18 protein-coding genes and 1 tRNA gene are annotated in these 21,459 nt (G+C 56.1%); 3 read left to right on the top strand and 16 right to left on the bottom strand.

All coding sequences use genetic code 11. From position 1 onward, the window contains the following. Positions 1-62: 62 nt before the first annotated feature. The 6 genes from BQ9843_RS05600 to tilS form a co-directional block, all read right to left on the bottom strand. Positions 63-2,207 carry a Spy0128 family protein gene (locus BQ9843_RS05600; RefSeq protein ID WP_075844230.1) on the bottom strand — a complete coding sequence of 715 codons (2,145 nt, stop codon included), beginning with the start codon at positions 2,205-2,207 and terminating at the stop codon, positions 63-65. 240 nt (positions 2,208-2,447) lie between these two features. Then, entirely contained in the window at positions 2,448-3,272 is an 825-nt protein-coding gene (locus tag BQ9843_RS05595) for a phosphatase (protein WP_075844229.1), read from the bottom strand. A 93-nt stretch (positions 3,273-3,365) separates the two neighbouring features. Further along, complete coding sequence (locus BQ9843_RS05590) at positions 3,366-4,559, bottom strand: pyridoxal phosphate-dependent aminotransferase (protein ID WP_075844228.1); 1,194 nt, start codon at positions 4,557-4,559, stop codon at positions 3,366-3,368. Positions 4,560-4,712: 153 nt separating this feature from the next. Next, entirely contained in the window at positions 4,713-6,803 is a 2,091-nt protein-coding gene (gene ftsH, locus BQ9843_RS05585) for an ATP-dependent zinc metalloprotease FtsH (RefSeq protein WP_075844333.1), read from the bottom strand. A 124-nt stretch (positions 6,804-6,927) separates the two neighbouring features. Beyond that, the gene (gene hpt / locus BQ9843_RS05580) at positions 6,928-7,476 is read right to left on the bottom strand and encodes a hypoxanthine phosphoribosyltransferase (protein WP_022387203.1); all 549 of its coding nucleotides are present in this window, start codon (positions 7,474-7,476) and stop codon (positions 6,928-6,930) included. Positions 7,477-7,648: 172 nt separating this feature from the next. Further along, positions 7,649-9,190 carry a tRNA lysidine(34) synthetase TilS gene (gene tilS / locus BQ9843_RS05575; protein ID WP_195906623.1) on the bottom strand — a complete coding sequence of 514 codons (1,542 nt, stop codon included), beginning with the start codon at positions 9,188-9,190 and terminating at the stop codon, positions 7,649-7,651. A gap of 55 nt (positions 9,191-9,245) precedes the next feature. Between tilS and BQ9843_RS05570 the strand changes: the two genes are divergently transcribed. After that, the gene (locus tag BQ9843_RS05570) at positions 9,246-10,076 is read left to right on the top strand and encodes an MBL fold metallo-hydrolase (RefSeq protein WP_268258801.1); all 831 of its coding nucleotides are present in this window, start codon (positions 9,246-9,248) and stop codon (positions 10,074-10,076) included. Between the two features lie 87 nt (positions 10,077-10,163). Here the strand turns inward: BQ9843_RS05570 and BQ9843_RS05565 are convergent, their stop codons facing one another. Next, a complete protein-coding gene (locus BQ9843_RS05565; RefSeq protein WP_022387200.1) occupies positions 10,164-10,595 on the bottom strand; it encodes an Hsp20/alpha crystallin family protein in 432 nt (143 codons plus the stop codon). A gap of 280 nt (positions 10,596-10,875) precedes the next feature. Here BQ9843_RS05565 and BQ9843_RS05560 point away from each other — a divergent pair, with 280 nt between their 5' ends. After that, positions 10,876-11,355: a hypothetical protein gene (locus BQ9843_RS05560; RefSeq protein ID WP_075844226.1), complete on the top strand. Its 480-nt coding sequence runs from the start codon at positions 10,876-10,878 to the stop codon at positions 11,353-11,355. Between the two features lie 95 nt (positions 11,356-11,450). Here BQ9843_RS05560 and BQ9843_RS05555 read toward each other — a convergent pair whose 3' ends face one another. The 7 genes from BQ9843_RS05555 to BQ9843_RS05525 form a co-directional block, all read right to left on the bottom strand. Further along, positions 11,451-13,145 (bottom strand): phospho-sugar mutase, encoded by a 1,695-nt coding sequence (locus BQ9843_RS05555; protein ID WP_075844225.1) that lies wholly within the window; start codon positions 13,143-13,145, stop codon positions 11,451-11,453. Between the two features lie 557 nt (positions 13,146-13,702). Beyond that, positions 13,703-13,775 (bottom strand) — tRNA-Lys (locus BQ9843_RS05550). A 39-nt stretch (positions 13,776-13,814) separates the two neighbouring features. Beyond that, entirely contained in the window at positions 13,815-15,095 is a 1,281-nt protein-coding gene (locus BQ9843_RS05545; protein ID WP_075844224.1) for an aminopeptidase, read from the bottom strand. An 85-nt stretch (positions 15,096-15,180) separates the two neighbouring features. Further along, a complete protein-coding gene (locus BQ9843_RS05540; protein ID WP_040219578.1) occupies positions 15,181-15,768 on the bottom strand; it encodes a hypothetical protein in 588 nt (195 codons plus the stop codon). Next, a complete protein-coding gene (locus BQ9843_RS05535) occupies positions 15,769-16,647 on the bottom strand; it encodes a phosphoribosylaminoimidazolesuccinocarboxamide synthase (RefSeq protein WP_040219577.1) in 879 nt (292 codons plus the stop codon). Positions 16,648-16,722: 75 nt separating this feature from the next. Next, positions 16,723-18,399 (bottom strand): HAMP domain-containing sensor histidine kinase, encoded by a 1,677-nt coding sequence (locus BQ9843_RS05530; RefSeq protein WP_075844223.1) that lies wholly within the window; start codon positions 18,397-18,399, stop codon positions 16,723-16,725. Then, positions 18,399-19,124 (bottom strand): response regulator transcription factor, encoded by a 726-nt coding sequence (locus tag BQ9843_RS05525; protein ID WP_075844222.1) that lies wholly within the window; start codon positions 19,122-19,124, stop codon positions 18,399-18,401. The genes BQ9843_RS05530 and BQ9843_RS05525 overlap by 1 nt, the downstream gene beginning before the upstream one ends. A gap of 157 nt (positions 19,125-19,281) precedes the next feature. On the opposite strand from BQ9843_RS05525, the gene BQ9843_RS05520 reads away from it, so the two are divergent. Continuing rightward, complete coding sequence (locus BQ9843_RS05520) at positions 19,282-19,887, top strand: GNAT family N-acetyltransferase (RefSeq protein WP_075844221.1); 606 nt, start codon at positions 19,282-19,284, stop codon at positions 19,885-19,887. Here the strand turns inward: BQ9843_RS05520 and BQ9843_RS05515 are convergent, their stop codons facing one another. Further along, positions 19,888-21,102, bottom strand: coding sequence for a hypothetical protein (locus tag BQ9843_RS05515; protein WP_075844220.1), 1,215 nt, complete (start codon positions 21,100-21,102; stop codon positions 19,888-19,890). It lies immediately after the preceding gene. Then, complete coding sequence (locus BQ9843_RS05510; protein WP_230205609.1) at positions 21,099-21,395, bottom strand: TIGR03905 family TSCPD domain-containing protein; 297 nt, start codon at positions 21,393-21,395, stop codon at positions 21,099-21,101. The genes BQ9843_RS05515 and BQ9843_RS05510 overlap by 4 nt, the downstream gene beginning before the upstream one ends. Positions 21,396-21,459: the final 64 nt, after the last annotated feature.

Genomic DNA, 21,459 nt, shown 5'->3' with positions numbered 1-21,459 from the left:
ACCCGGCAGTTCAAATTGAGCTGCCGGGTGTTTTAGTCAAACGATAAACGCAAAAGACGCATCTACTTATTCTTGCGGCGCACTATCACGCCAACGCCAATGCAAGCAACGGCGATAAGGCAAAGCACCGTCGGCAAAGCCATATTGGCATCGCCCATCTTGGGAATCTGTGCATTGGAAGGGGCACCGGAAGCGCCCGACTTGTCGGTAGACTCCGGTTTAGCCGTAGGTTCCACATACGTGTTCGTGAAGGTCGGGTTATCGCCCTCGATCGCAGCGACGACCAGCTGGCCCCGGCCATTGTCGTCAACCCGCACCGTGACCGTATGTTCGGTCGCATCGTAGGTCATGCCCTTCTTGTCACCAGCGACCTCCACGATTTTGAACGTGTAGGTTCCGGCCTTGTCCAGAGTAAGCTCCTTAAATGCAATATTGCCCTCAGCGTCATTGGTAACGCTGTCCATAACTTCATCGTTGTTCAGAAGCTCGAAAGTAAACGCATCGTCAGTGAGCTGAGCACCCTTCAACACCTTTGTGGCCTTGAGACTCACCGAGGCAGGCTTTGCACTATACGTATTCACGAATTTTAATTCGCCCACGGTCTCCGCCTCAAGGGCGCCGTCATCTCCGAGCGTCACCTTGACCTCAACACGCTGGGGATCCCTTGTCACCGCAGAAACACCCTCGGGAAGCACCGAGGTATCCTCAACGACGTCATAGAGATAAGTGCCCGTTTTAGAAAAGGTGATAGTGCCAAAGGTAATGGAGCCGTCGGCGGCATTGGTTACAGACGTCTCATCAGGAAGCGGGGTGTTCTCATCTGAGCCTTCGGCGACAGAAATCCTAAACTTAAACTCGCCGTCCTCGAGGGTGCGGCCCTCGAGCGTTTTGGTACCGGAAAGCGTAGCGGTAGCAGCGGCAGGAGCGGTCAAAGTGATGATGGGCTTCTCCTCAAAGGGGCTTTTTTGAAGACCGGAGACTTTATCGCCCTCCTCGAGGGTTTTCACCACGGTCTTGTACGCAACACCACTTGTATCGGCATTATTCGTCACGTAGCCGGTGTCGACACCCTTAGAGGCAACATCGGCTTTAGCCTGAGCGTTGGGACGAATGGTAAAGGTCACAGAATAGGTTGTGCCCTTATCGAGCGTGCCAAGATTCCACGTGAGCGTGTCTTCGTCGATCTTTGCGGGAGGAGCACCGATCCAGTCGTTACCGTTTTTGGTATAGCGGATGTTTCCGACAGAGCCATTGTCGGCCGAAACAAACTCGACCCACGAGGAGAGCTGATCGGTAAGCGCAACGTCCTGATAGCTAACAGACTTCCTAATAACCTGACCAATCTGAGAGAAAGCAGCAGCAAGGTTATTTTCAGTAGTGCCATCGAGGAGCGAGCCCCCCGTCTTCTCTGCGAAGATACCCATCTTCTCAGCACTCTTCGAGGTATTCACCACATACATGCTCGAAGCGGGACGTTTCGTCGCCACCTTCGTAGCAGCAGAGAGGTTGCGGCCTTTAGGATCATTGACATACGTGCCGTACGTACCATCCGGATTTTTACCGTCGGCGGGGTGCAACTCGATGCCCGCGCCATATCCCTCCGCGCTCATGCGAAGAGTCGGGTCACCATCGGAAAGGAAAATGACATGCTTCTCGGCGTTCGCACGGCCAAGCTGCTCGTTTGCGAGAATGAGGGCAGCCTCCCAGTTCGTCCCCTTAAAATACTTCGCTTTCGTAGGAACAGCGTTGGAGATATCCTCCGCATTCGTCGAATATCCCTGTTCCAGATAGGCCTTGTTGCCAAAGGTCACTACGGATATCCGGGTCTGCTGGTCTGGAGACAGGTTGGCATTCTCAGCGGTGAGAAGCTCCTTGGCGAGTGCGGCAGCGGCGTCATGTGCAGCCTGCATACGGGTCTTCGAGCCGATGCCGTCAATCTTCTGATTCATGCTCGTCGAGACATCGACAACCAGCACGATATCAACAGGCTTGACCTTATCGGTCTGCTCAGCATCGCCCGAGACCGATAAGGTGAGATCATACGTGCCATCACCATTGTCTTCAAGCGTTTTTTCATGCACCGGCGACGTGGAGGCAAGATCGTCAACAACGTCGGCCATCGCCGCAGCCGGCACCATAGCGGCTACCGCAAACACAACTGCAGCCGCCATGGCAAAAAAGCGGCGCCACATATTGTTCGATCTCATATCTTCCCTCTTTCCAATGCACCCATATCAAGCATGCAAACCGTTCTATCACCTGGGCGAGAAACCAAAACTAGGCAGATTAATCCACCCAGCATTATACTATCCCTCGCCAAAATCCCATATGTGCTCTTTGCGCACAGTACTGGACTATTTTGAAACGTTTGTTGCATAAGTAAGCCCGACGACTCGATGTCTGCCGGGCTTATCTCCTTTGCTTTGTATGGAAAGGTAGTGCACGATCTATTCGCTCAGACAGCTTGTCAAATCACAGACGCCAGCCGCGGCCATTTCGCCTACGAGGGTCTTACGATCACGATTCATGATGAGTTCCTCGGGGAAATGGATTTCCTCAAGAAGCGAGATCGTGCGAGGGAACACACCGATATCGAGCGAAATATGGGCATCGGTAGAAACGGTGATACCGCACCCCAGCTCCGCGCAACGCTCGGCGATTTTGCGACACGTGTCGACGCACGAACCGTGAGGACCTCCGGCAAAGCTATGCTCGTTGATCTCGATAAGCTTATGCTTTTCCTTAGCAGCAAGAACCACTTCATCGATATCATAGGGAACCCCAGACCTGCCGGTATGACCCAGCACGAACACCTTAGGGTTATCCAAAACGTTCAGATACATCTGAGTAGCCTGCGCAAGCGTTGCGTCCTTCGCAAACTCGTCGTAATGGATGCTCGCCACCAAATAGTCGAGGTTTTTTGTCGTGAACTCAAAAAGGGTCTGATCGTCCTTGAGTGCGCGGCCTACGATATTTTCCGGGCAGACGATATCCTGGCCAAAAAGCCCGCCATCAAGTGTGAGGATATCGGTCTCGGCACCGCGCAACACCATCACGCCGTCCCACATGCGCGGCCAGACGCTCTGATTGATAAAGAACTGGTAGTCGCGAATATGAACCGTGGGCGAAATCATGCTCGAAAAGTGATCGGCAGACCCCAGCGCCTCAAGGCCACGCTCGCGCGCTGCCGCAACGTTCTCGGTAATCGTTGAATACGCATGGCGTGAAAACAGCGTGTGGGTGTGGATATCTCCTTTGATGGAATATGTCATGCAATGCTCCCATTCGCTCGACTTCGCATCCATTGTAAGACGACGCGTCCCGCCCTTCCGTCGTTCTTATCAGACAATATAGAGCCGGCGAGATCACTTCACCGCAAGGTATTCCTCGGCAAGAGCGCGCCAAGCGGGCAGGGAGTTTTGAATCGTCTCGTAGCTTACGCAATAGCCCAAACGGAACCAGCCGGGTACGCCAAAGCTATTGGAGGGAACGGCCAGAAGCTCATACTTTTTTGCACGCTCGCAAAACGCCTCGGCATCCGGCTCGAGAGCCTTAACCCACAGGTAAAAGGCGCCATCCGGCTCAACATAGGTGTAGCCGTACTCGCCTAGAGCACCGGCAAGAGCCTCGCGATTGCGCGCATAGGCGTCCACATCGCTCGGCTCGTCGATGCAATCCATCACGACACGCTGAAAAAGCGCGGGAGCACACACAAAACCAAGGGTGCGTGCCGCGCCCGCGACGGCTGGCATCACGCGCTCTGCCTGGGGCATAGTGTTGGGAACAAGCACCCAACCCACGCGCTCGCCAGGAAGCGAAAGCGACTTGGAGTACGAATAGCAAACGATCGTGTGCTCATAGAGCGCAGGCACCCAGGGCACCTCGGCACCATAGACAATCTCGCGATACGGCTCGTCCGAGATGAGATAGATCGGGTTTTGGGGATCGCACTTCTTGTTCTCCTCGCGCAGGATATTCGCCAAGCGTTCGAGCGTATCTTGCGTGTAAACCGCACCGGTGGGATTGTTGGGAGAATCGATAATGATGGCGGCAGTCTTATTGGTAATGGCGCGCTGGACGTTGTCGACGTTTATTTGGAAGGTTTCCTCGTCCGCAAGCGCTTCGACACAGGTGCAACCGGCCTTCTCGATCCACACGCGATACTCGGGAAAATACGGAGCGATGACAATAACCTCATCGCCGGGATTGGTGATAGCAGTGAGCGTGCATGTGAGCGAAGCTGCAGCACCAACCGTCATGAACACGTCCTTGCCCTCGTACGACGTGCCAAAGCGACGATTCAAGGATTCTGCCACCGCAGCGCGGCAGGCGGGCAAGCCAGGAGCGGGCGTATAGCCATGGACCTGTTCACTTGGCAGCTCAAGGGACCTTTTAATCGAATCGTTGACTGCGGCGGGCGCAGGAACGCTCGGATTACCCAGCGAGAAATCAAACACGTTCTCGGCACCGATCTGCGCCTTGCGTTCCAATCCATAGGAAAAAATCTCGCGGATAATTGAGCTCTCGGCTCCACGCGCATACATGGTTTCGTTAATCATATGATCCCCTTTCAAGCAATGCGCAAAGCATCGCCATTTTGTATGCGGCAATTGTACGCGCTTTAACAAGGTAAAGCACTCTTATTTATCAAGATATAAAAATGCCCACCGCCAATCTGCCGGTGGGCACATATCAAATGCTGGATAGGGCTATTAGCAATCCGCCGAATCTTTTGGTGTCGCTTCTTCATCGGACGCGCCATCGTTTTGCGAATCGTTGGCAGCCGCCTCTGCCTCCACAGCTGCCCGAGCATATGCAGCAGCGTCCGCAGCGAGCTCCTCCTCGCTCATGCGGGGAGCGCGACGGTGCGTCGCCGGGGAAGACGTCGCCTCTGCAGAAGACCCCTCTTGCTCTTTGCCGGCAAGGTACTCGTCCCACTTGTTGTCGAGCAGAGCATCGACAGCATCACCTTCGACCGTCTCGCACTCAAGAAGCACCTTGGCCATAAGATCAAGCTGCTCACGGCGCTCACCCAGGATGCGCTCTGCACGCTCATGGGCCTCACGCATGATGCGCTGAACCTCGGTGTCAATGCGGCGAGCCGTCTCCTCGGAATAATCCTGGTGGTCGGCATAGTCACGGCCCAAGAACACCTGATGCTGAGCCTCGCCAAACACCTGAGTGCCCAGCTCCTTGCTCATGCCCAAACGCGTAACCATCTCGCGGGCCATCTTCGTTGCGCGCTCAAGGTCGTTCGATGCACCCGACGTGATGTCGTCGCACATGAGCTCCTCGGCAACGCGGCCGCCCAAGAATACGGCAAGCTCATCGAGCATCTCGTTTTTGGTCTTAAGGAAGTGATCCTCGGTGGGCAGCTGCATGGTATAGCCAAGCGCCTGGCCTCGCGCGATGATTGAAATCTTGTGCACGGGGTCAGAGTGCTCCAAAATGTGCCCGACAAGCGCGTGTCCGCTCTCGTGATAGGCAATCGTGGTGCGCTCAACATCGGTCATCACACGGCCCTTGCGCTGCGGACCAGCAATGACACGCTCCATGGACTCTTCGATTTCGTCCATGCCAATCTGCGTCTTGCGACGGCGAGCAGTAAGCAAGGCAGATTCGTTAAGGAGGTTTGCCAAGTCTGCACCGGTAAAGCCAACGGTCAGCTGCGCAAGCTTATCAAGGCGCACATCGGAAGCCAGAGGCTTGTTCTTTGAATGAACGCCCAGAATATGCTCGCGGCCCTTAACATCCGGACGGTCAACCGTGATCTGGCGATCAAAACGACCGGGACGCAACAGGGCGGGGTCCAAGATATCGGGGCGGTTGGTCGCAGCAAGAAGAATCACGCTCTCGCTCTCTTCAAAGCCATCCATCTCGACCAGCAGCTGATTGAGCGTCTGTTCACGCTCGTCATGGCCGCCGCCCAGACCAGCGCCACGCTGACGTCCCACGGCGTCAATCTCGTCGATGAAAATGATGGAAGGAGCCTGCGCCTTGGCCTCTTTAAAGAGGTCGCGCACGCGCGATGCGCCCACGCCGACGAACATCTCAACAAAGTCGGAGCCGGAAATGCTAAAGAACGGCACACCAGCCTCGCCAGCAACAGCCTTGGCGAGCAACGTCTTACCGGTGCCCGGAGGGCCAACCAGCAAAACACCACGCGGAATCTTTGCGCCAAGCTTGCGATAACGCTCGGGCTCGACCAGGAAGTCGCGAATCTCCTCGAGCTCCTCAACCGCCTCGTCGATGCCGGCGACATCGGAGAACTTGACCTTGGGACGCGTGGACTCGTTGGTCTTTGCGTTGGTCTTGCCAAACTGCATGTTCTTGTTGTTGGCACCCATCATCTGACGCATAAAGTAAATGACGATGATGATGAGCATCACGCTCGGCAGGGCGTTGATCAACATATCCGACCAAAAGTCGGGATTGTTGGTATTCACGATATACGTGGTTTTCGGATGCTTGGCCATGAGCTCGGCCAGCGAATCGGAACCAACATAATGCGTGGTAAACGTCACGAGTTTGGATGCTTTGCCAATCTCGGACTTCTTTTTCCAGTACTGTCCCTCAACCGAACCATCGGCCACGGTATACGTTACCGTCTTGACGCGATCTTGCTTGACTGCGGTTACAAAGCTGCTGGTGGCAAGCTCGGTAGACTTCTTGCCAGCATCAAAAACGCCGCCCAAATTCATAAAGAGATAGGCAAGCAAAGCACAAACGATCAGAAAGTACAGCCAGCTTACACGGCCGGACGGCCTGCGTCCGCCAGGGCCGCCGTTGCCACCCTGACCCATCAAGCGCTTATATTCATCGCGCAGAGCCTGGCGCTCGTCATCTTGCGGGCGCTTGGGCTCTTGAGGTGCTTGGTCTTGAAGCAGCGTAGGAGCTGCCTCGGTATCGGGATAAGAAAGGCTCATATTACGAGTAGACCTCCGGTTTGAGCACACCCACATAAGGAAGGTTGCGGTAGCGCTGAGCATAGTCCAGGCCGTAACCCACCACAAAATCGTCCGGGCAGTGCGTGCACACATACTTAGGATTGATGGCAGCCTGCTTACCCTCGATATCCTTCCAAAGGAAGGTGGCAACCTCGATGGAGGCGGGCTGGCGGCTCGACAGGTTCTTGATCAGATACTTAAGGGTGATACCGGAGTCGAGAATATCCTCGACGATCAGCACGTCACGACCCTTGATATCGATATCGAGGTCTTTGACGATGCGAACGATGCCCGACGACTTAGCGCCGTCGCCATAGCTCGACACGGCCATAAAGTCGATGGCAAGCGGGCAATCGATAGCGCGCATGAGGTCGCCCATGAACACAACGGCGCCGCGAAGAACGGCGATGAGCACAAGGTCTTTATCCTTGTAGTCCTCGCTGATCTGCGCACCGACGCGCTTTACCATTGCGGTGATTTCTTCCTCGGTAAAGAGAATGTGATCGACATCGGGATGCATGGCTTCCATGACGGTCCTTTCTGGCTCGTGAATCCCTAAAAATATTCATCAAAACGCACGTTTATTCGCATGCGAACGATGAACGTCCATTTTACGCGCAGTTTACGCAGGCATACCAGAGGGAGTTGCCCTGTGACGCACAGTCACGCGTAAGACACATATTGATGTGCCGCCACCCATGTTACTCCATTCGTTTGAGCACGATTTTCACGGCATAGCGGGTGGCAGCGGTGCACTTAAAGCGGTCGTCGGCGCGCACTCCGGCAACCCAAACGATCGAGCAGGCGGGACCGGTACGAACAACAGGCACGGCAGCTCGCTCGGAAACGGGTATTTTTGCCTCGTTGAGAATATCCGAAACCTTCTTTGAGCGTCCGTGCATGCCCAGCGGGCACATCACATCTCCCGCGACGGCAGAATCTACCCATACCTTTACGCGAGTCGAAGAAACCGCCCCGCGTTTTTCTGCAAGCGATGCCGTATCGGCAGGACCATACCCAAGCGCCTCGGCATCGGCAAGAAGAACCGGAAAGCCATTGAGATCATGGGCGGCGGCGCGAATCGTAGCATCGAAATCAATCACCGCAGGCAACTCGATAACCGACGCTTCGAGCACGCATCCATTACCGCACGCCATGGTTCCCGGAACACTTAGCCATCCCACGGGAGCAGCCTCGCGCGCAGCAGCCGTGCGCAGGGCCAAGGTGCCAAACTCCATGCGCGCGTCGATGCCTCCCGGCAGCGTGCGCGACCCCGAGCGAGCGGCAACGCAGGAAAGGACCGCCTCGACATGACGCATCTCAAGGCGCGCCTCGGAATCAATCATACGAATTGCAAGGCGAATCATGCGGCGCGCAATCGCTACCTCCGCCGCAGCAAGACGATCGCCATCAAGGACCACAAGCCCCTCCTGTTGGCGACGAATGCAAGAGCGAAGCGCCGTCGAGGCAAGCTGGGATAGGAAAGCATCCTCATCGCCCAAGATGTCACAGGTCGAGCCAATGGTAGATGCGATGTTTCCGTTGCGCTCAAGCGCAAGCGGCATCACGTTATGGCGCACGAAGTTACGCAGGTACGATGTATCGTTATTGCTTTCGTCCTCACGCCAAGGCTGGTTGGCGCACCGCAGGTAATCGCAAAGTTCATCATGGGTTTTGTCAATCAAGGGCCTCACGACGATATTGCGGCGGCGCGGGATGCTCGATAGTCCGGCCGGCCCCGATCCCTTGATGGCGTTCATGAAAAAGGTCTCGGCACGATCGCTCGCCGTATGCGCCGTAAGAATACGAGCGGCAGAACGGGGGACGCCAACCTCTCGGCAAAGCTCACGCACGTAGCGCTTAGCCGCCGCGTAGCGAACCTCCCGCGCTGCTGCCTCGAGATTTTGCCCCTCAAGGCATTCGAAGGAAGCGTGCTCCACACACAGAGGCAGGCCAAAACGCTCGCACAAATCGCGAACGAACATCTCGTCGCCGTCAGAAGCCTCACCGCGCAAGTGATGGTTAACGTGCAGCACGTGCAGCCTCTCCCGCGCGATGGGGGCGCAGCCACGACCGTCTGCGATATCGAGCCGCGACGAGCACGCCATCAAAAGAAGCGCCGTAGAGTCTGCGCCACCTGATACCATGAGCACCACGGGCGGCGCGACACGCATGGAATCATCCGATGCTAAAGCTGAGACATCACCCGTCGTCAGGTTATAGTGCTGAGACACCGTTGGCATCAAAAACCTCCTTGGAACCGCACACATTGTATCTTTTGGAAGGCCTCGAGGCATCTTGAACTCACTTGGTAAGCATCACCCTCTCCACCTTCATATCCTCGCCTCGGGGTCGAAGGGCAACTGCGCGTTCATAGAGGGACCGCAAGGACTCGTCATGATCGACGACGGTCTTTCGAGGCGCGAGGTGCTCAAGCGCATGGACGAGCTCAAGCTTCGTGTTGAAGACGTTAAAGCCCTGGTACTCACCCATGAACATTCCGACCATATCAAGGGGCTCGCCGTCTGGTGCAAGAACTGGTCGGGCTCCATGTTTTGCAGCCCGCAAACGCGTTGTGCAAAGCCCGCGCTCGAAGAGCTTCCCTTCACCCCCGTCGAACCCGGCTGTGCCGTCAACGTAACTGGGATGCGTATCGATACCTTTTCCACCTCGCACGACGTCGCAGGTCCTATGGGATTTAGGTTTTCCTACCAGGATGATTCCATCGGATACATCACCGATACGGGAATCATCACCGAGGGCGCCAAGGCCACGCTACCCGACGCTCGCATCCTGGCGATCGAAAGCAACCATGACGTTCCCATGCTCCGCTGCGGTTCCTATCCCCGCTTTTTGCAAGACCGCATCATCTCATCAACAGGGCACCTTTCCAACCAACAGGCTGCCGATGCCCTTCCCGCCCTGGTTGGTTCCCACACGCAGCATGTCATCGCCATGCATATCTCGCAGGAAAACAATCGTCCCAGTCTCGCCGTGCGGGCATTTGCAGAATCTCTCGGGGCAACCCTCGATAACGAGCTTGGATCTTCTGCAACGCTCGTCCGCACGGCAGGGGAGCCAGTTCACATTCGCGCAGCGGGTCAAAACCGCCCCATCAGCATTTGGTAGCACGCCATGTGCCAACAAAAAGGGTCCGACCCCTAAAAGCCGGACCCCAAACGCGCCAGGCAGGCGCATGTCTTTTGCCGTAATTAGCTAGTCGATGGAAATCTTCGTGACGTTCTTCTTCTCGACAATCTTGGGCACCGAGACGGTCAGAATGCCGTCAGCATACTTTGCAGAAAGGCCCTCGCTCGAAGCGTCCTTCAGATAGACACCGCGCGTCGCGCTGTAAGAGACAAACTCCTTCTGCAAGAAGTTCTTGTCCTTGTCCTCCTCCTTGTCCTCGACGTTCACGGAGATGGAAAGACGACCCTCGTTAAGCTCGACGTCGATATCGTCCTTCGAAACGCCGGTGAAGTAGGCCTTGACCTCGTAGCCGTCGCCCTTGTCCTCAACATCGATGGGGAATGCCTTGGAGGACAGCGGAGTAGTCAAATCCATCATGTCGTCGAAAGCATCAAACAGCGAAGCCGGAACGGTCGGACGAATACCAAAAACCGAACGATAAGGAACCATGCTTGCCATAATGAATCACTCCTTTTGTGATTGCCACGCGCCATTCATATGACTCGCGGCTTCTTGGAACACTTCTGTTATGCCCTGACAATTCTGTTCTAAACAACCTATTTCAGATTTTTTAAGCGTCACACTATCATCAAATCTAAGTTACGTAGACTTAGATTTACGTCGCTCTACCGCCTTGTTGTGAAATTCGTTAAATTCGTTTTTTGATCTATGCCCCATATCGAAAGCACTTTCAAAAATCCTAGAATGTACGTGGATACGGGCTTCACTAAGGTGTGATATGGACGACATTGACGACGGACTGAATAGCTACCCTCAAAGCGACGATACGCTGGCCCCCGACGAGCAGCCGTTGCCGAACCCGCCTGCCGCAAAAGCGCCCTATCGCCGTCAAACGCCGCATATCACTCAATCCCCCATCGACGATGTTGAGCCCAGCTACGTCACGCGCGAACGCTATGTAACACTCGAACAGGCACGTGGGGGTCGCAAGCATATGGGCACCGCCACAAGCGATCCTCAATATCTTTCTCCCACGGGATATGAGAAAAACGGACACCTTTCTCCAAATGCGAGCAGGGAACGCGACGGCGGACGCGCCACGGTGCATTACGAGCGTTATCTGCAGACGCCAAAGCCAGGTAAATCGATTTTTATTTCCCGCCAAGAGCGCGCTCGCAAACGCAATCGACGCCTTCTTCTGGCCGCAATCATCGTTGTCGTGGTGGCGATTCTTCTCAAAGTCTTCGTTTTCCATTAAGGACGCGGCCGAGAGCATATGCTGTCGATAAAACAGGGGGCGGAAACGGTACAAAACCGTTTCCGCCCCCATTCTTTTGTTCTTTGCCGCCTTGGCTACGAAAGCAGCTCGCGGCCGCCCTTCTCGATAGCATCAAGCAGCGAATCGGCCTCCGCCGCATCCTTGCCGGTAGCAAAGATATACAGCTTGATCTTGGGCTCGGTGCCGCTCGGGCGAACGATTGCCTTATTGCCGCCCTCAAGGTCGTACTCGAACACGTTGGCCTTCGGCAGGCCATTCACGCCGTCCTTGTAATCGACAACGGATTCGACCTTCATACCTGCAATGCAGGCAGGAACCTCGTTGCGCAGGTTAACCATGATGGAGGCCATCTTGTCGGCGCCCTCGGCACCCGGATAGGCAATAGCAACCGTGCGGTTGTGATAGTAGCCGTACTTCTTATAGAGCTCCTGCATGGCCTGAACCAGATTCAAACCCTGAAGCTTGTAGTACTGAGCCATCTGGCAGATGAGCATCGACGCGTTGACAGCGTCCTTGTCGCGTACATGGTCGCCCGAGAGATAGCCGTAGCTCTCCTCAAAACCAAAGATAAAGCGGTCGACTTCACCTGTGTCAGAAAGACCCGTAATGATGTCGCCAATGTACTTGAAGCCGGTGAGGCAGCGGCGCATCTCAAAGCCGTATTCCTGAGCAAGGGCATCAACCATGGCAGAAGATACGATTGTGGTGACCGCCACTTTATGGGAAAGATCCTCGCCGCGCTCAAGACGCATCTTGCAGATGTAATCAAGCAGCAAGACACCCATTTCGTTGCCGGTGATGAGCGTGTAGTCGTCGCCGTCGGCGCATGCCACGCCCACGCGGTCGGCATCCGGATCGGTTGCAAGCAAAAGATCGGGCTTGACTTCCTGGCATAGCTCGATGCCCTTCTGCATCGCCTCGCGGATCTCCGGATTGGGATACGGGCAGGTGGGGAAGTTGCCGTCAGGATCGCGCTGCTCGGGAACGATGGTGATGTCGGTCACGCCAACGCGCTTAAGGACCTCGGTGACCGGGATCAAACCGGTACCGTTAAGCGGCGTGTAGACAAGTTTGAGGGGAGCCTGGGCAACCTGTTCGTCGGTCAGGTTATTGACGGACTTAGCGACCACGGCATCGTAGTACGCATCGAGGCAAGAATCGTCAATCCACCTGACAAGACCCTGCTCCACCGCCTCGTCAAAATCCATAGTCTTGACGTCGGCAAAGGGGTCGGTAGCCTGCATCGCCGCAGAAATAGCCGCCGCGGCCTCGGAGGTAATCTGGCAACCATCCGGACCATATGCCTTGTAACCGTTATACGGCGCCGGGTTATGGCTTGCCGTCATGCAGATGCCGCCCGAACAATTGAGGTAGCGCGTCGCCCAAGAAAGGGTGGGCACGGGCGAAATCTTGGGATAGATGTAGGACGTCACGCCGTTGGCAGCCAGAATAGACGCCGTTGTCTTAACGAAAAGCTCGCCCTTGTTGCGGCTGTCACGGGCAATGGCAACGGTAGGATTATCGAACGTCTGGTTGAGGTAATCGGCAAAGCCCTGCGTGGCACGACCGACCGTGTAGATATTCATCCGATTGGTGCCAGCGCCGATGGTTCCACGAAGACCAGCGGTTCCAAACTCGAGGTCTTGGAAAAACGCATCGGTGATAGCTCCGGTATCACCGTCTTCTTTTAGTTTGGTGAGCTCAGCGAGCAGCTCTGGATCCTTCACATGCTCGATCCATGTGTCGAGCAAAGCGTAAACATCAGCCATCAGTCGCTACCTTTCCGTTAATTGAGCCTATAGGGCATCTTGTTAATGATACGGCAGATGCCCTATCCTCATGAGCTCTATTCTCTATGCGCGTCCCATTTGGCTGTCAGCTGAGTTTTATTGGACCCGTCGCGCAGGCGCCAAAGGCACGATAGACACGACAGCGGGATGACGGGGTGACGACCCGACGATGCCGGGGCGTCACCCCGTCATCCCAAATGAAGCAGAAAATCCCATTTAGATTGCCTACGAACCACTTTAAATGGGATTTTTTGCTTCATTTGGAATAGGGACACGGCAACAGGGTTCGAACCCATGGGCGGGCAACAAAAAAGCCCGGGGCGCGTGCTCCGGGCTTTTTCTTGTAAAGGGTGGACCGTCAGGGGTTCCCGCGCGGCGGCGCCGCGCGACTCGCTGCGGGCGCTGCGCGCCCTTGCGGGCTGCGCTGGAAAACGCTCACGCGTTTCCTCAGCTCCGCCCCCTGAACAGGGTTCGAACCCATGGTCGGGTAACAAAAAAGCCCGGGGCGCGTGCTCCGGGCTCTATCTTGTAAAGGGTGGACCGTCAGGGGTTCGAACCCTGGGCCTTGGGATTAAAAGTCCCCTGCTCTGCCAGCTGAGCTAACGGTCCGCGTTTGGCATTGTACCACGCTTGGGCGCTATGATCGCGTTATTCCCAGCTCCATTGGCCGTTCACGAATACCGGAACCTCCGTGCCATCGGCGCAGATTCCCATAATGTCCAAATCATCGGTACCAATCATGAAATCGACGTGTGTAGCAGATGTATTGACACCGCGACGGCGCAGCTCGTCTTGATCCATCTCGTAGCCACCCTCGTAGCACTCCGGGAAACCAATTCCCAAAGCAAGATGGCAGCTGGCGTTCTCGTCGTACAGCGTGTCGTAAAACAGCGTGTTGCTCTGACGAATGGGCGTATTCTTTGAGATCAAGGCAACTTCTCCCAGGCGATGAGCGCCCTCATCGGTCTCAATGATGCTCGCAAGCGTATCGCGACCCACCGCAGCGTCGAAATCGACCACGCGGCCGCCCTCAAAACGCATCCAGAAGTTTTCGATCTTATTGCCATGGCGAACGAGCGGCATAGCGGAATACACTATGCCGTCCACGCGCTCGCAGTCCGGAGAGGTGAAGACCTCCTCGGTGGGCATATTCGGGAAGAACGGATGGCCCTGCGGGGTCTCACCGCGACCGCCGGCCCACAGATGACGATCGGTCATACCGATAACCAAATCGGTGCCGTTTTCGGCCGTATAGTGCAGCGCATCAAAATGATGCTCGTTGAGGAAGCGCAGGTTTTTATCGAACGTTGCGTCATGAAGCTCCCAATCGCTCTCGGGATCGGCGCCGTCGGCGCGGGCGGTGGAAAGAATCGCTTTCCACAGAAGGTAGACCGCCACTTCATCGTCAACGCCGGGGAAGACATGCTGTGCCCAGGCAACGACGGGAGCACCTGCGATACACCAAGGGTTGATGTTGAAGTCCAGACCACGACGATACTCGCGGCACTGCGTGTTGCGTGCGCGAGCGGCAGCCGCAGGCTTCGCGGGATCGATTCCGCGCAAAGCCTCGGGGTCGGTACCCTCAACAAAAATGAAGCATGCACCATCGCGGGCGAGAGAATCCAACTGCTCGCGTTGCCACTGCGGCACCTGCTCAAAATACGCCGCGTCAACGTTCTCGTACGTCAGACGCTGCACGGCGTCGTCATGCCAAAGCATGGTTACATGGCAGGCGCCGGCTGCATAGGCCTGTGCCACCAAAAGACGCGCGAATTCTGCGCACTCTACCGGAGCATTGATAACAACCTCCTGCCCCGCGCGAACATTCACGCCCTTGCGCACGATCAGTCGTGCATAACGCTCGATGGTCGGACGCAGCGCTATCATTCCCACGCGTGCATCGGCCGCCGTCAACCCGTATGATTTCATATCCACTCCCTGGATTCTCAAAACAAGGGCACGCCGCACTGCTGCACGACGCGCCCATATGATACCAACCTTATATCAGGCTCGGCTATTTCTTCTTGCTCTCGCGCTTTGCCTTCTTGGCGTCACGCTCAGCCGCGTCCTTCTCGATCAAATTATTCAATCGCTTCTCGGTAAGACCCTCGGCCTTGCTGCGACATGCGTTGCGAATAGGACGAATGCGTACCAGGTCGTAGATAAACGCACCGAGGATGCACGCATACGCGATAACGATACCGACGATCTGGGTCGTCTGCATCTCCTGGCCCCTCGTGGTACCGATCATGAGCCACACGATGACGATAGCAATGAGACCAGCTGCGAGCAGCACCCAGAAGAACTTACGGCGGCGAGAATAATCCTCATCCTTGCGCATCAACGCGTTGGAGGCCGCATAGAGACGGTCCTCCTGCAGACGCTCGGCCTGCTTGCGGGCGCGCTTCTCTTCCTTGCTCAAGCCGGCAAGGCTCTCGCCACGCTCGGCCTGCTTGCGCTTCTCCTTCGAGCTGGCGGGCACGACACGCACCGAGCTCGCAGCAGAGCGAGCGGGCTTTGCCGAAGCGGCAGATTTGCGCATATAGCCGGGCTTGGCGTCCGGATTGGTGTTACGTTCGTTCTGGGGACTACGGGTGCTCACTTACGCGTTCTCCTTCATGGGCTTAAATTCTTCACCCGTGATAGCCTGGAAAGCCTCACGGTAGCGTTGGGTCGTTCCCTCAAGCACCTCTTCGGGAAGGTGCGGGGGCTCGCCGGTCATATCCCAATTGGCACGGAGCCAATTGCGCAGATACTGCTTGTCAAAGCTCGACTGAACCTTGCCCTCCTCATAGGAATCGGCAGGCCAGAAGCGGCTGGAGTCGGGAGTCATGCACTCATCGATGAGGGTAACCTTGCCATCGATGATGCCAAACTCGAACTTGGTGTCGGCAATAATCACGCCGCGGGTCGCCGCGTACTCGGCAGCAGCGGTGTAGATCTTCAAAGAGTAGTCGCGCAGCTGAGAGGCGATATCGGAGCCCACCAGGTCAACGCACTGCTCGTAGGAGATGTTCTCGTCGTGGTCGCCAATAGCCGCCTTGGTAGAGGGCGTGAACAAAGGCTCGGGAAGCTTAGAGGCCTCGGTAAGGCCGGCGGGCAGCTTGATGCCGCATACAGTGCCGTCCTGGTCGTAGGTCTTTTTGCCAGAGCCGGTCAGATAGCCGCGCACGATGCACTCGACAAGAATCGGCTCGGCCTTGCGCACCAGCATGGCGCGACCGCACAGATAATCACGATACTGAGCGAACTCCTCGGGGAAATCTGCCGGGTCGATGCTCACCATGTGGTTGGGCAGGATATCAGAAAACTTATCGAACCAGAATTTAGAAATACGGTTCAGAACCTCACCCTTAAAGGGAATCTCATCGGGCAGGATGAAATCGAAAGCGGAAATACGGTCGGTAGCAACCATCAACAGGTTGTCACCGGCATCATAGATATCGCGAACCTTGCCGCGGGAATCGGGACGAAGATCCATCGTGCTCACGAAAGTCAACTCCTCAAGTAGGCTTTATTGGAATACAGCGGCAGCGGACTAAGCCTTGAGCCGCAGCTAACGCTCTATTGTAGTAGAAGAGGGCTGCTGCTGTTGCTCACGCGGCAAATGAATCGTAAAAGTCGTACCCTTTTCAAGTTCCGACTCCACCGAAATGAATCCATGGTGACGCTCGACAATCTGCTTGGTCACGGCAAGACCCACGCCCAAGCCGCCCGCTTCACGGGCACGGCTAGCATCGGCGCGCCAAAAACGACCAAAGATACGAGACAGATCCTCTTTGGCAATGCCAATACCGGTATCCGACACCGAGATCGTCAGATGCTTTCGATCGAGGCCCACGGTCACGATCACCCAGCCACCTTCGGGCGTGTAGCGTATGGCGTTACTCATGAGGTTAATCACGCACTGCGTGATCATATCGGGATCAACCTTGATAAAGGGCATCTTGCCCTGCGTCTCGTCCGCGAATCGCAAGCGAAGGTCGCGCTCGTGGAACAGGGGCTCTTGCGCGTTGACGATCCCACGCACTAACTCGACCATATCGACAGCCTCGATGTTCATGGGCGCCGTATGGTTTTCCATGCGCGAAAGGTCAAGCATCTGCTGCACAAGGCGCGCCAGACGGCGCGTCTCGGATGCAACCGTCTCGAGATGCTCGTTATCCGTAGGATACACGCCATCTTGCATAGCCTCTACGGTGGCAAGCATTGCCATCAGCGGCGTACGAAGCTCATGGGCAACGTCGGAGGTCAGACGGCGCTCATGCTTGAGGTCCTTCTCAAGCGAAGTGGCCATCTCGTCAAACGTCTCACCCAGCTGATCGATCTCGTCGTCGCCACGCATATTAGTACGCGCGGACAGATCGCCATCGCGAATCTGTTTCGCCGTTCCGGTGATGCGACGAATGGGATTCGTGAGCATACGGGATACAAATAGGCCGATCATGACAGAAATGGCAACAGCGATCGCCGCGGCCAGGAACATGGCGTCGATCGTCTTCTCCCTAAAGGCAGTATCGGTCTTGGTGAGCAACACATCGCTGCCCAGGACCCACAGGCGAACCTTACCCACTACCTTGCCATCAGAAGTGGTAATGGGTTCGGTGATAGCCCCCTCTTCATCGGTAGGAGCGGTGGAGATCAGGCCATGGCGATCGAACTTGATCTTTGGTTCGTCCTCTTCCGCAGCGGTGGCGGAACCCTCCGCTGACGTTGCGGCCGCTTGCCCGGCAGACCCTTGATCGGTAGCGACAACAGAGCCCTCTTCCGCGGACCCCGTATCCGGTACGGGTTCGGCCTCGGATTTCTTCACGTCGGCGGCAACCGATGCAACCGGCCACGTATCGTCGTAAAGAATGGTCCCCTCGGCATCGAGGACCTGCAGGCCGATGTCGTCGGATATCGAGCTCGATTGCGCAATGGCATACAGCGTGTCGACGGTCCACTCGCCATCTTGCTCATAGCTGTCGGCGAGCTTCTCGCTCGTCAGCTTGGCGAGGTCGATCACGTTGGCGCGCGTATACTCAGAAAAAGCACTGCCCCACACCACCATGATGACGCATACCAGTATGAGCACCGTCATCAGCGATGTGAGGGCAAAGGAAAGCGCCATGCGGGAGCCGTAGCTCAAGCCCGAGCGCGAATCGGAACGAGGCGTATTCCAGCTTGCGCGGGAATTCGCCTCGTTATCTGACTTATGTTTTTGTCCGGTGACGATATGAGCGGGAAGCATTACTTCTGAGCGCCCTCGTCTGCCGTGGCCTGCGGAGCCTCAAAGCGATAGCCCACGCCATGCACGGTGTAGAGCCACTTGGGCTTCTTGGGATCATCGCCCAGCTTGGCGCGCAGGTTCTTGACATGACTGTCGATCGTGCGCTCATAGCCCTCGAAGTCGTAGCCCAAAACCTTCTCGACAAGCTCCATGCGGTTATACACGCGGCCGGGATGACGAGCCAGGGTGGTGAGCAGCTTGAACTCAGAAGCGGTGAGGTCGACTTCTTTGTTCTCGACCAAAATCTTATGACCGGAAATATCGATGACCAGATCGCCAAAATCGAGAACCTCAACCTGCGGCTCATCGGCGATGTGCGTACGACGGAAGAGGGCACGCACGCGAGCGACAAGCTCGCGCGGCGAGAACGGTTTAATCAAATAGTCGTCTGCACCAAGTTCGAGACCGATGATACGGTCCTCGACCTCGCCCTTCGCGGTGAGCATGATGATGGGCACATCGGAGGTGTCGCGAATGGCACGACACACGCGCTCGCCCGAAAGCTTGGGAAGCATGAGGTCCAGCACGATCAGGTCAAACTGGTGCTTCTCAAACTCCTCAACAGCGGACTGACCGTCACCGACGCCGACGACCCAATAGCCCTCGCGCTCGAGGTATGCAGCGACAGCATCGCGGATGGCCTTCTCGTCCTCGACCAGAAGGATCTTCCTTGCATCTGAAGCCATATCAGGCCTCCTTGTCTCAAAGTCCGTAAACTACGTTATTTTAACGCACAAAACGCATTTGCGTTTCGCTCATGTGTCAACGCTGTCCGTTGTTGGGGCAACGGTAGCATCTGGAGTACATTGTTCCCAGATTCTCAAATTTCTTCCAGGAGATGTCATGACTCTTCACATTCGTCCGGCACAGGCCTCTGACGCTGCCGATTTGCTAGCAATCTATGCTCCATATGTTCGCGAGACCACGGTGACATTCGAGTTTGACGTCCCCAGTGTCAAAGAATTCGCAGCACGCATCGAGCAGGCGCAAAAACGCTACGCTTACCTCGTTCTTGAGAAAACGGATGGGGATGAGTCAAAACGCCGTGCCGTTGGATATGCCTACTACGGCGCGTTCAAAAGTCGTCCCGCATACCAGTGGTCGGCCGAGACTTCCATCTATCTTGCCGAGAAAGAGCGCGGGCATGGAGCCGGCTCCATTTTACTCAGCGCCCTGGAATCCTGTATGGCAGCTCAAGGCATTACCAACAGCGAAGCATGCATAACCGGCGAAAACGATTCTTCGGTCGAATTTCATCGCAGACACGGATACGAGGAACGGGCGCGCTTCATCAAATGCGCCAACAAGTTCGACCGATGGCTTGACGTGGTATGGATGGAAAAATACATAGGGCCGCATGGCGAGAATCCTCAGCCCATACAGCCCCTTGATACCCTTGAACTCATGCGAATCGTCGATGTGGCAAACGAACGCCTAAACAAACGCTAGCTATAACGAAAACACGCGCACGCACACGCTCTCGGGAATACCCTGGGCATCCTTAATGGTGGCGAAGGTAACCAAATTGTCCGTGGCGCCCTCGCTTGCGGGGTAGTCGCCGTAATCGAGAGAACGATCGGGGCACGCCACCACCGAGTACTCCTGAGCGTCGGTATCGACAATGCATGTCGAGGAGCGCGTCTTCAGACAAAAACGCGTACCCTTGCCGCACACACCCGCCGCGGGCTCGCGTGAAATGTAAACGAAGGGACCTCCTTCGCGCCCGATAAACGTTCCCATGTTGCCAAGCCTACCGGCACCGTCATAGCTCGCTTCGATAGCAAAGGCAAACACGTCGTTCAGATAAGCTGCCTCGAAAGGACGAACCCCTGCCGGCAGCACGAGCTGATCGATTTTGGCATGGGCGGAATCGGCAAGATTCAGCGCCGTCATACCGTAATAGGTTCCCTCATCCTCATGCACGCGTGGCGAAATGGTAAGGATGTCGTTTGACACCCGCGGATGGGTGGCAAAGCGGCCAGGCGAGGTGTAGAGCGTGGTCTTGCTGCCATCGACCAGACTCCACTGATAGCACTTACTGGAAGACGTGCTCTTTGATCCAGAGGAATTGGGCATCTTTTGCCAAATTACGCACGCGCCATACGGCGAAAACATCGGGGGCTCCCAATCGGCGTTGCCGTGGTCGATCTTTTGCGGATCGCCAGAGACCTGGCCCTCGGCAAAAGCCTGAGCATACAAAGACCAGGCAAACGAAGAGTAGTTGATCTCTACCCAGCAGAACACCCCCGTGCCCACACGCACGTCGTAAAACTCGTAGCCCGCGCCCAAAACCGGCTTGGACCGAAGCGTGACAGGAGACCCGGAAGAAAGCGAGAACACTCCAATCGAATTGGGCGTGGCAGCAGACTCGGGCGCAAACATGGCGGCAGACCAAGAGCCCTGGCTGTAAAAAGGAACGGTTCCCACGGGAAGGTTCCAGGTGTACGCAGCGGTAAGGGTTGTGTCTACGCTCTCGTACTCATCCAACGCGTCGATGATCTTGGAATCATCGGTGAGCACCTGAGGCTCACCCGTGGCGCCCTTCGACTCGTCGTCCTTATCCTTTTTTCCGCTGCAGGCAGAAAGCAGGGTCGCGGCGGCCGCAGCCATGCCGCCGCCAAGAAACCCTCTTCGGCTTATGCCCGATTTACTAATTAAGCTCATGCGTTTGCCTTGGCAACTGCCTCTTTAAGCGCCAAAGTCATTTGGTCGGCACAAGATGTTGGGCGCGGACCGCAGGTGTTGCCAGCAAGAAGATCGACGATCTGCTGAACCGGCTGGCCTGCAACGAGCTTTGAGATTGCCTTGAGGTTGCCGTTGCAGCCACCTGTGAACTCGATGTGCTCGACGGTCTGAGCATCGTCGGAAACGGCAACGTGAATGTTGCGCGAGCAAACGCCGTGCGGTGTGAAGTCGAACTCGATCATGATATGTTCTCCCATCGTTTTGTTACTCATGTCTACATGTTCGTTGGTTGTACCCATTGTAAAGGTGAACACGCAGTTATGGCGATATCAGGGG

The organism is Collinsella bouchesdurhonensis (assembly GCF_900155365.1).
Classification (GTDB): Bacteria; Actinomycetota; Coriobacteriia; order Coriobacteriales; family Coriobacteriaceae; genus Collinsella; species Collinsella bouchesdurhonensis.
This window is presented reverse-complemented; position numbering and strand designations above follow the sequence as displayed.

Coding starts and splice junctions, on each gene's coding strand:
- BQ9843_RS05600 (WP_075844230.1), bottom strand. CDS start 2,207: ATGAGATCGAACAATATGTGGCGCCGCTTTTTTGCCATGGCGGCTGCA.
- BQ9843_RS05595 (WP_075844229.1), bottom strand. CDS start 3,272: ATGACATATTCCATCAAAGGAGATATCCACACCCACACGCTGTTTTCA.
- BQ9843_RS05590 (WP_075844228.1), bottom strand. CDS start 4,559: ATGATTAACGAAACCATGTATGCGCGTGGAGCCGAGAGCTCAATTATC.
- ftsH (WP_075844333.1), bottom strand. CDS start 6,803: ATGGGTCAGGGTGGCAACGGCGGCCCTGGCGGACGCAGGCCGTCCGGC.
- hpt (WP_022387203.1), bottom strand. CDS start 7,476: ATGGAAGCCATGCATCCCGATGTCGATCACATTCTCTTTACCGAGGAA.
- tilS (WP_195906623.1), bottom strand. CDS start 9,190: ATGCCAACGGTGTCTCAGCACTATAACCTGACGACGGGTGATGTCTCA.
- BQ9843_RS05565 (WP_022387200.1), bottom strand. CDS start 10,595: ATGGCAAGCATGGTTCCTTATCGTTCGGTTTTTGGTATTCGTCCGACC.
- BQ9843_RS05560 (WP_075844226.1), top strand. CDS start 10,876: ATGGACGACATTGACGACGGACTGAATAGCTACCCTCAAAGCGACGAT.
- BQ9843_RS05555 (WP_075844225.1), bottom strand. CDS start 13,145: ATGGCTGATGTTTACGCTTTGCTCGACACATGGATCGAGCATGTGAAG.
- BQ9843_RS05545 (WP_075844224.1), bottom strand. CDS start 15,095: ATGAAATCATACGGGTTGACGGCGGCCGATGCACGCGTGGGAATGATA.
- BQ9843_RS05535 (WP_040219577.1), bottom strand. CDS start 16,647: ATGGATCTTCGTCCCGATTCCCGCGGCAAGGTTCGCGATATCTATGAT.
- BQ9843_RS05530 (WP_075844223.1), bottom strand. CDS start 18,399: ATGCTTCCCGCTCATATCGTCACCGGACAAAAACATAAGTCAGATAAC.
- BQ9843_RS05525 (WP_075844222.1), bottom strand. CDS start 19,124: ATGGCTTCAGATGCAAGGAAGATCCTTCTGGTCGAGGACGAGAAGGCC.
- BQ9843_RS05520 (WP_075844221.1), top strand. CDS start 19,282: ATGACTCTTCACATTCGTCCGGCACAGGCCTCTGACGCTGCCGATTTG.
- BQ9843_RS05515 (WP_075844220.1), bottom strand. CDS start 21,102: ATGAGCTTAATTAGTAAATCGGGCATAAGCCGAAGAGGGTTTCTTGGC.
- BQ9843_RS05510 (WP_230205609.1), bottom strand. CDS start 21,395: ATGAGTAACAAAACGATGGGAGAACATATCATGATCGAGTTCGACTTC.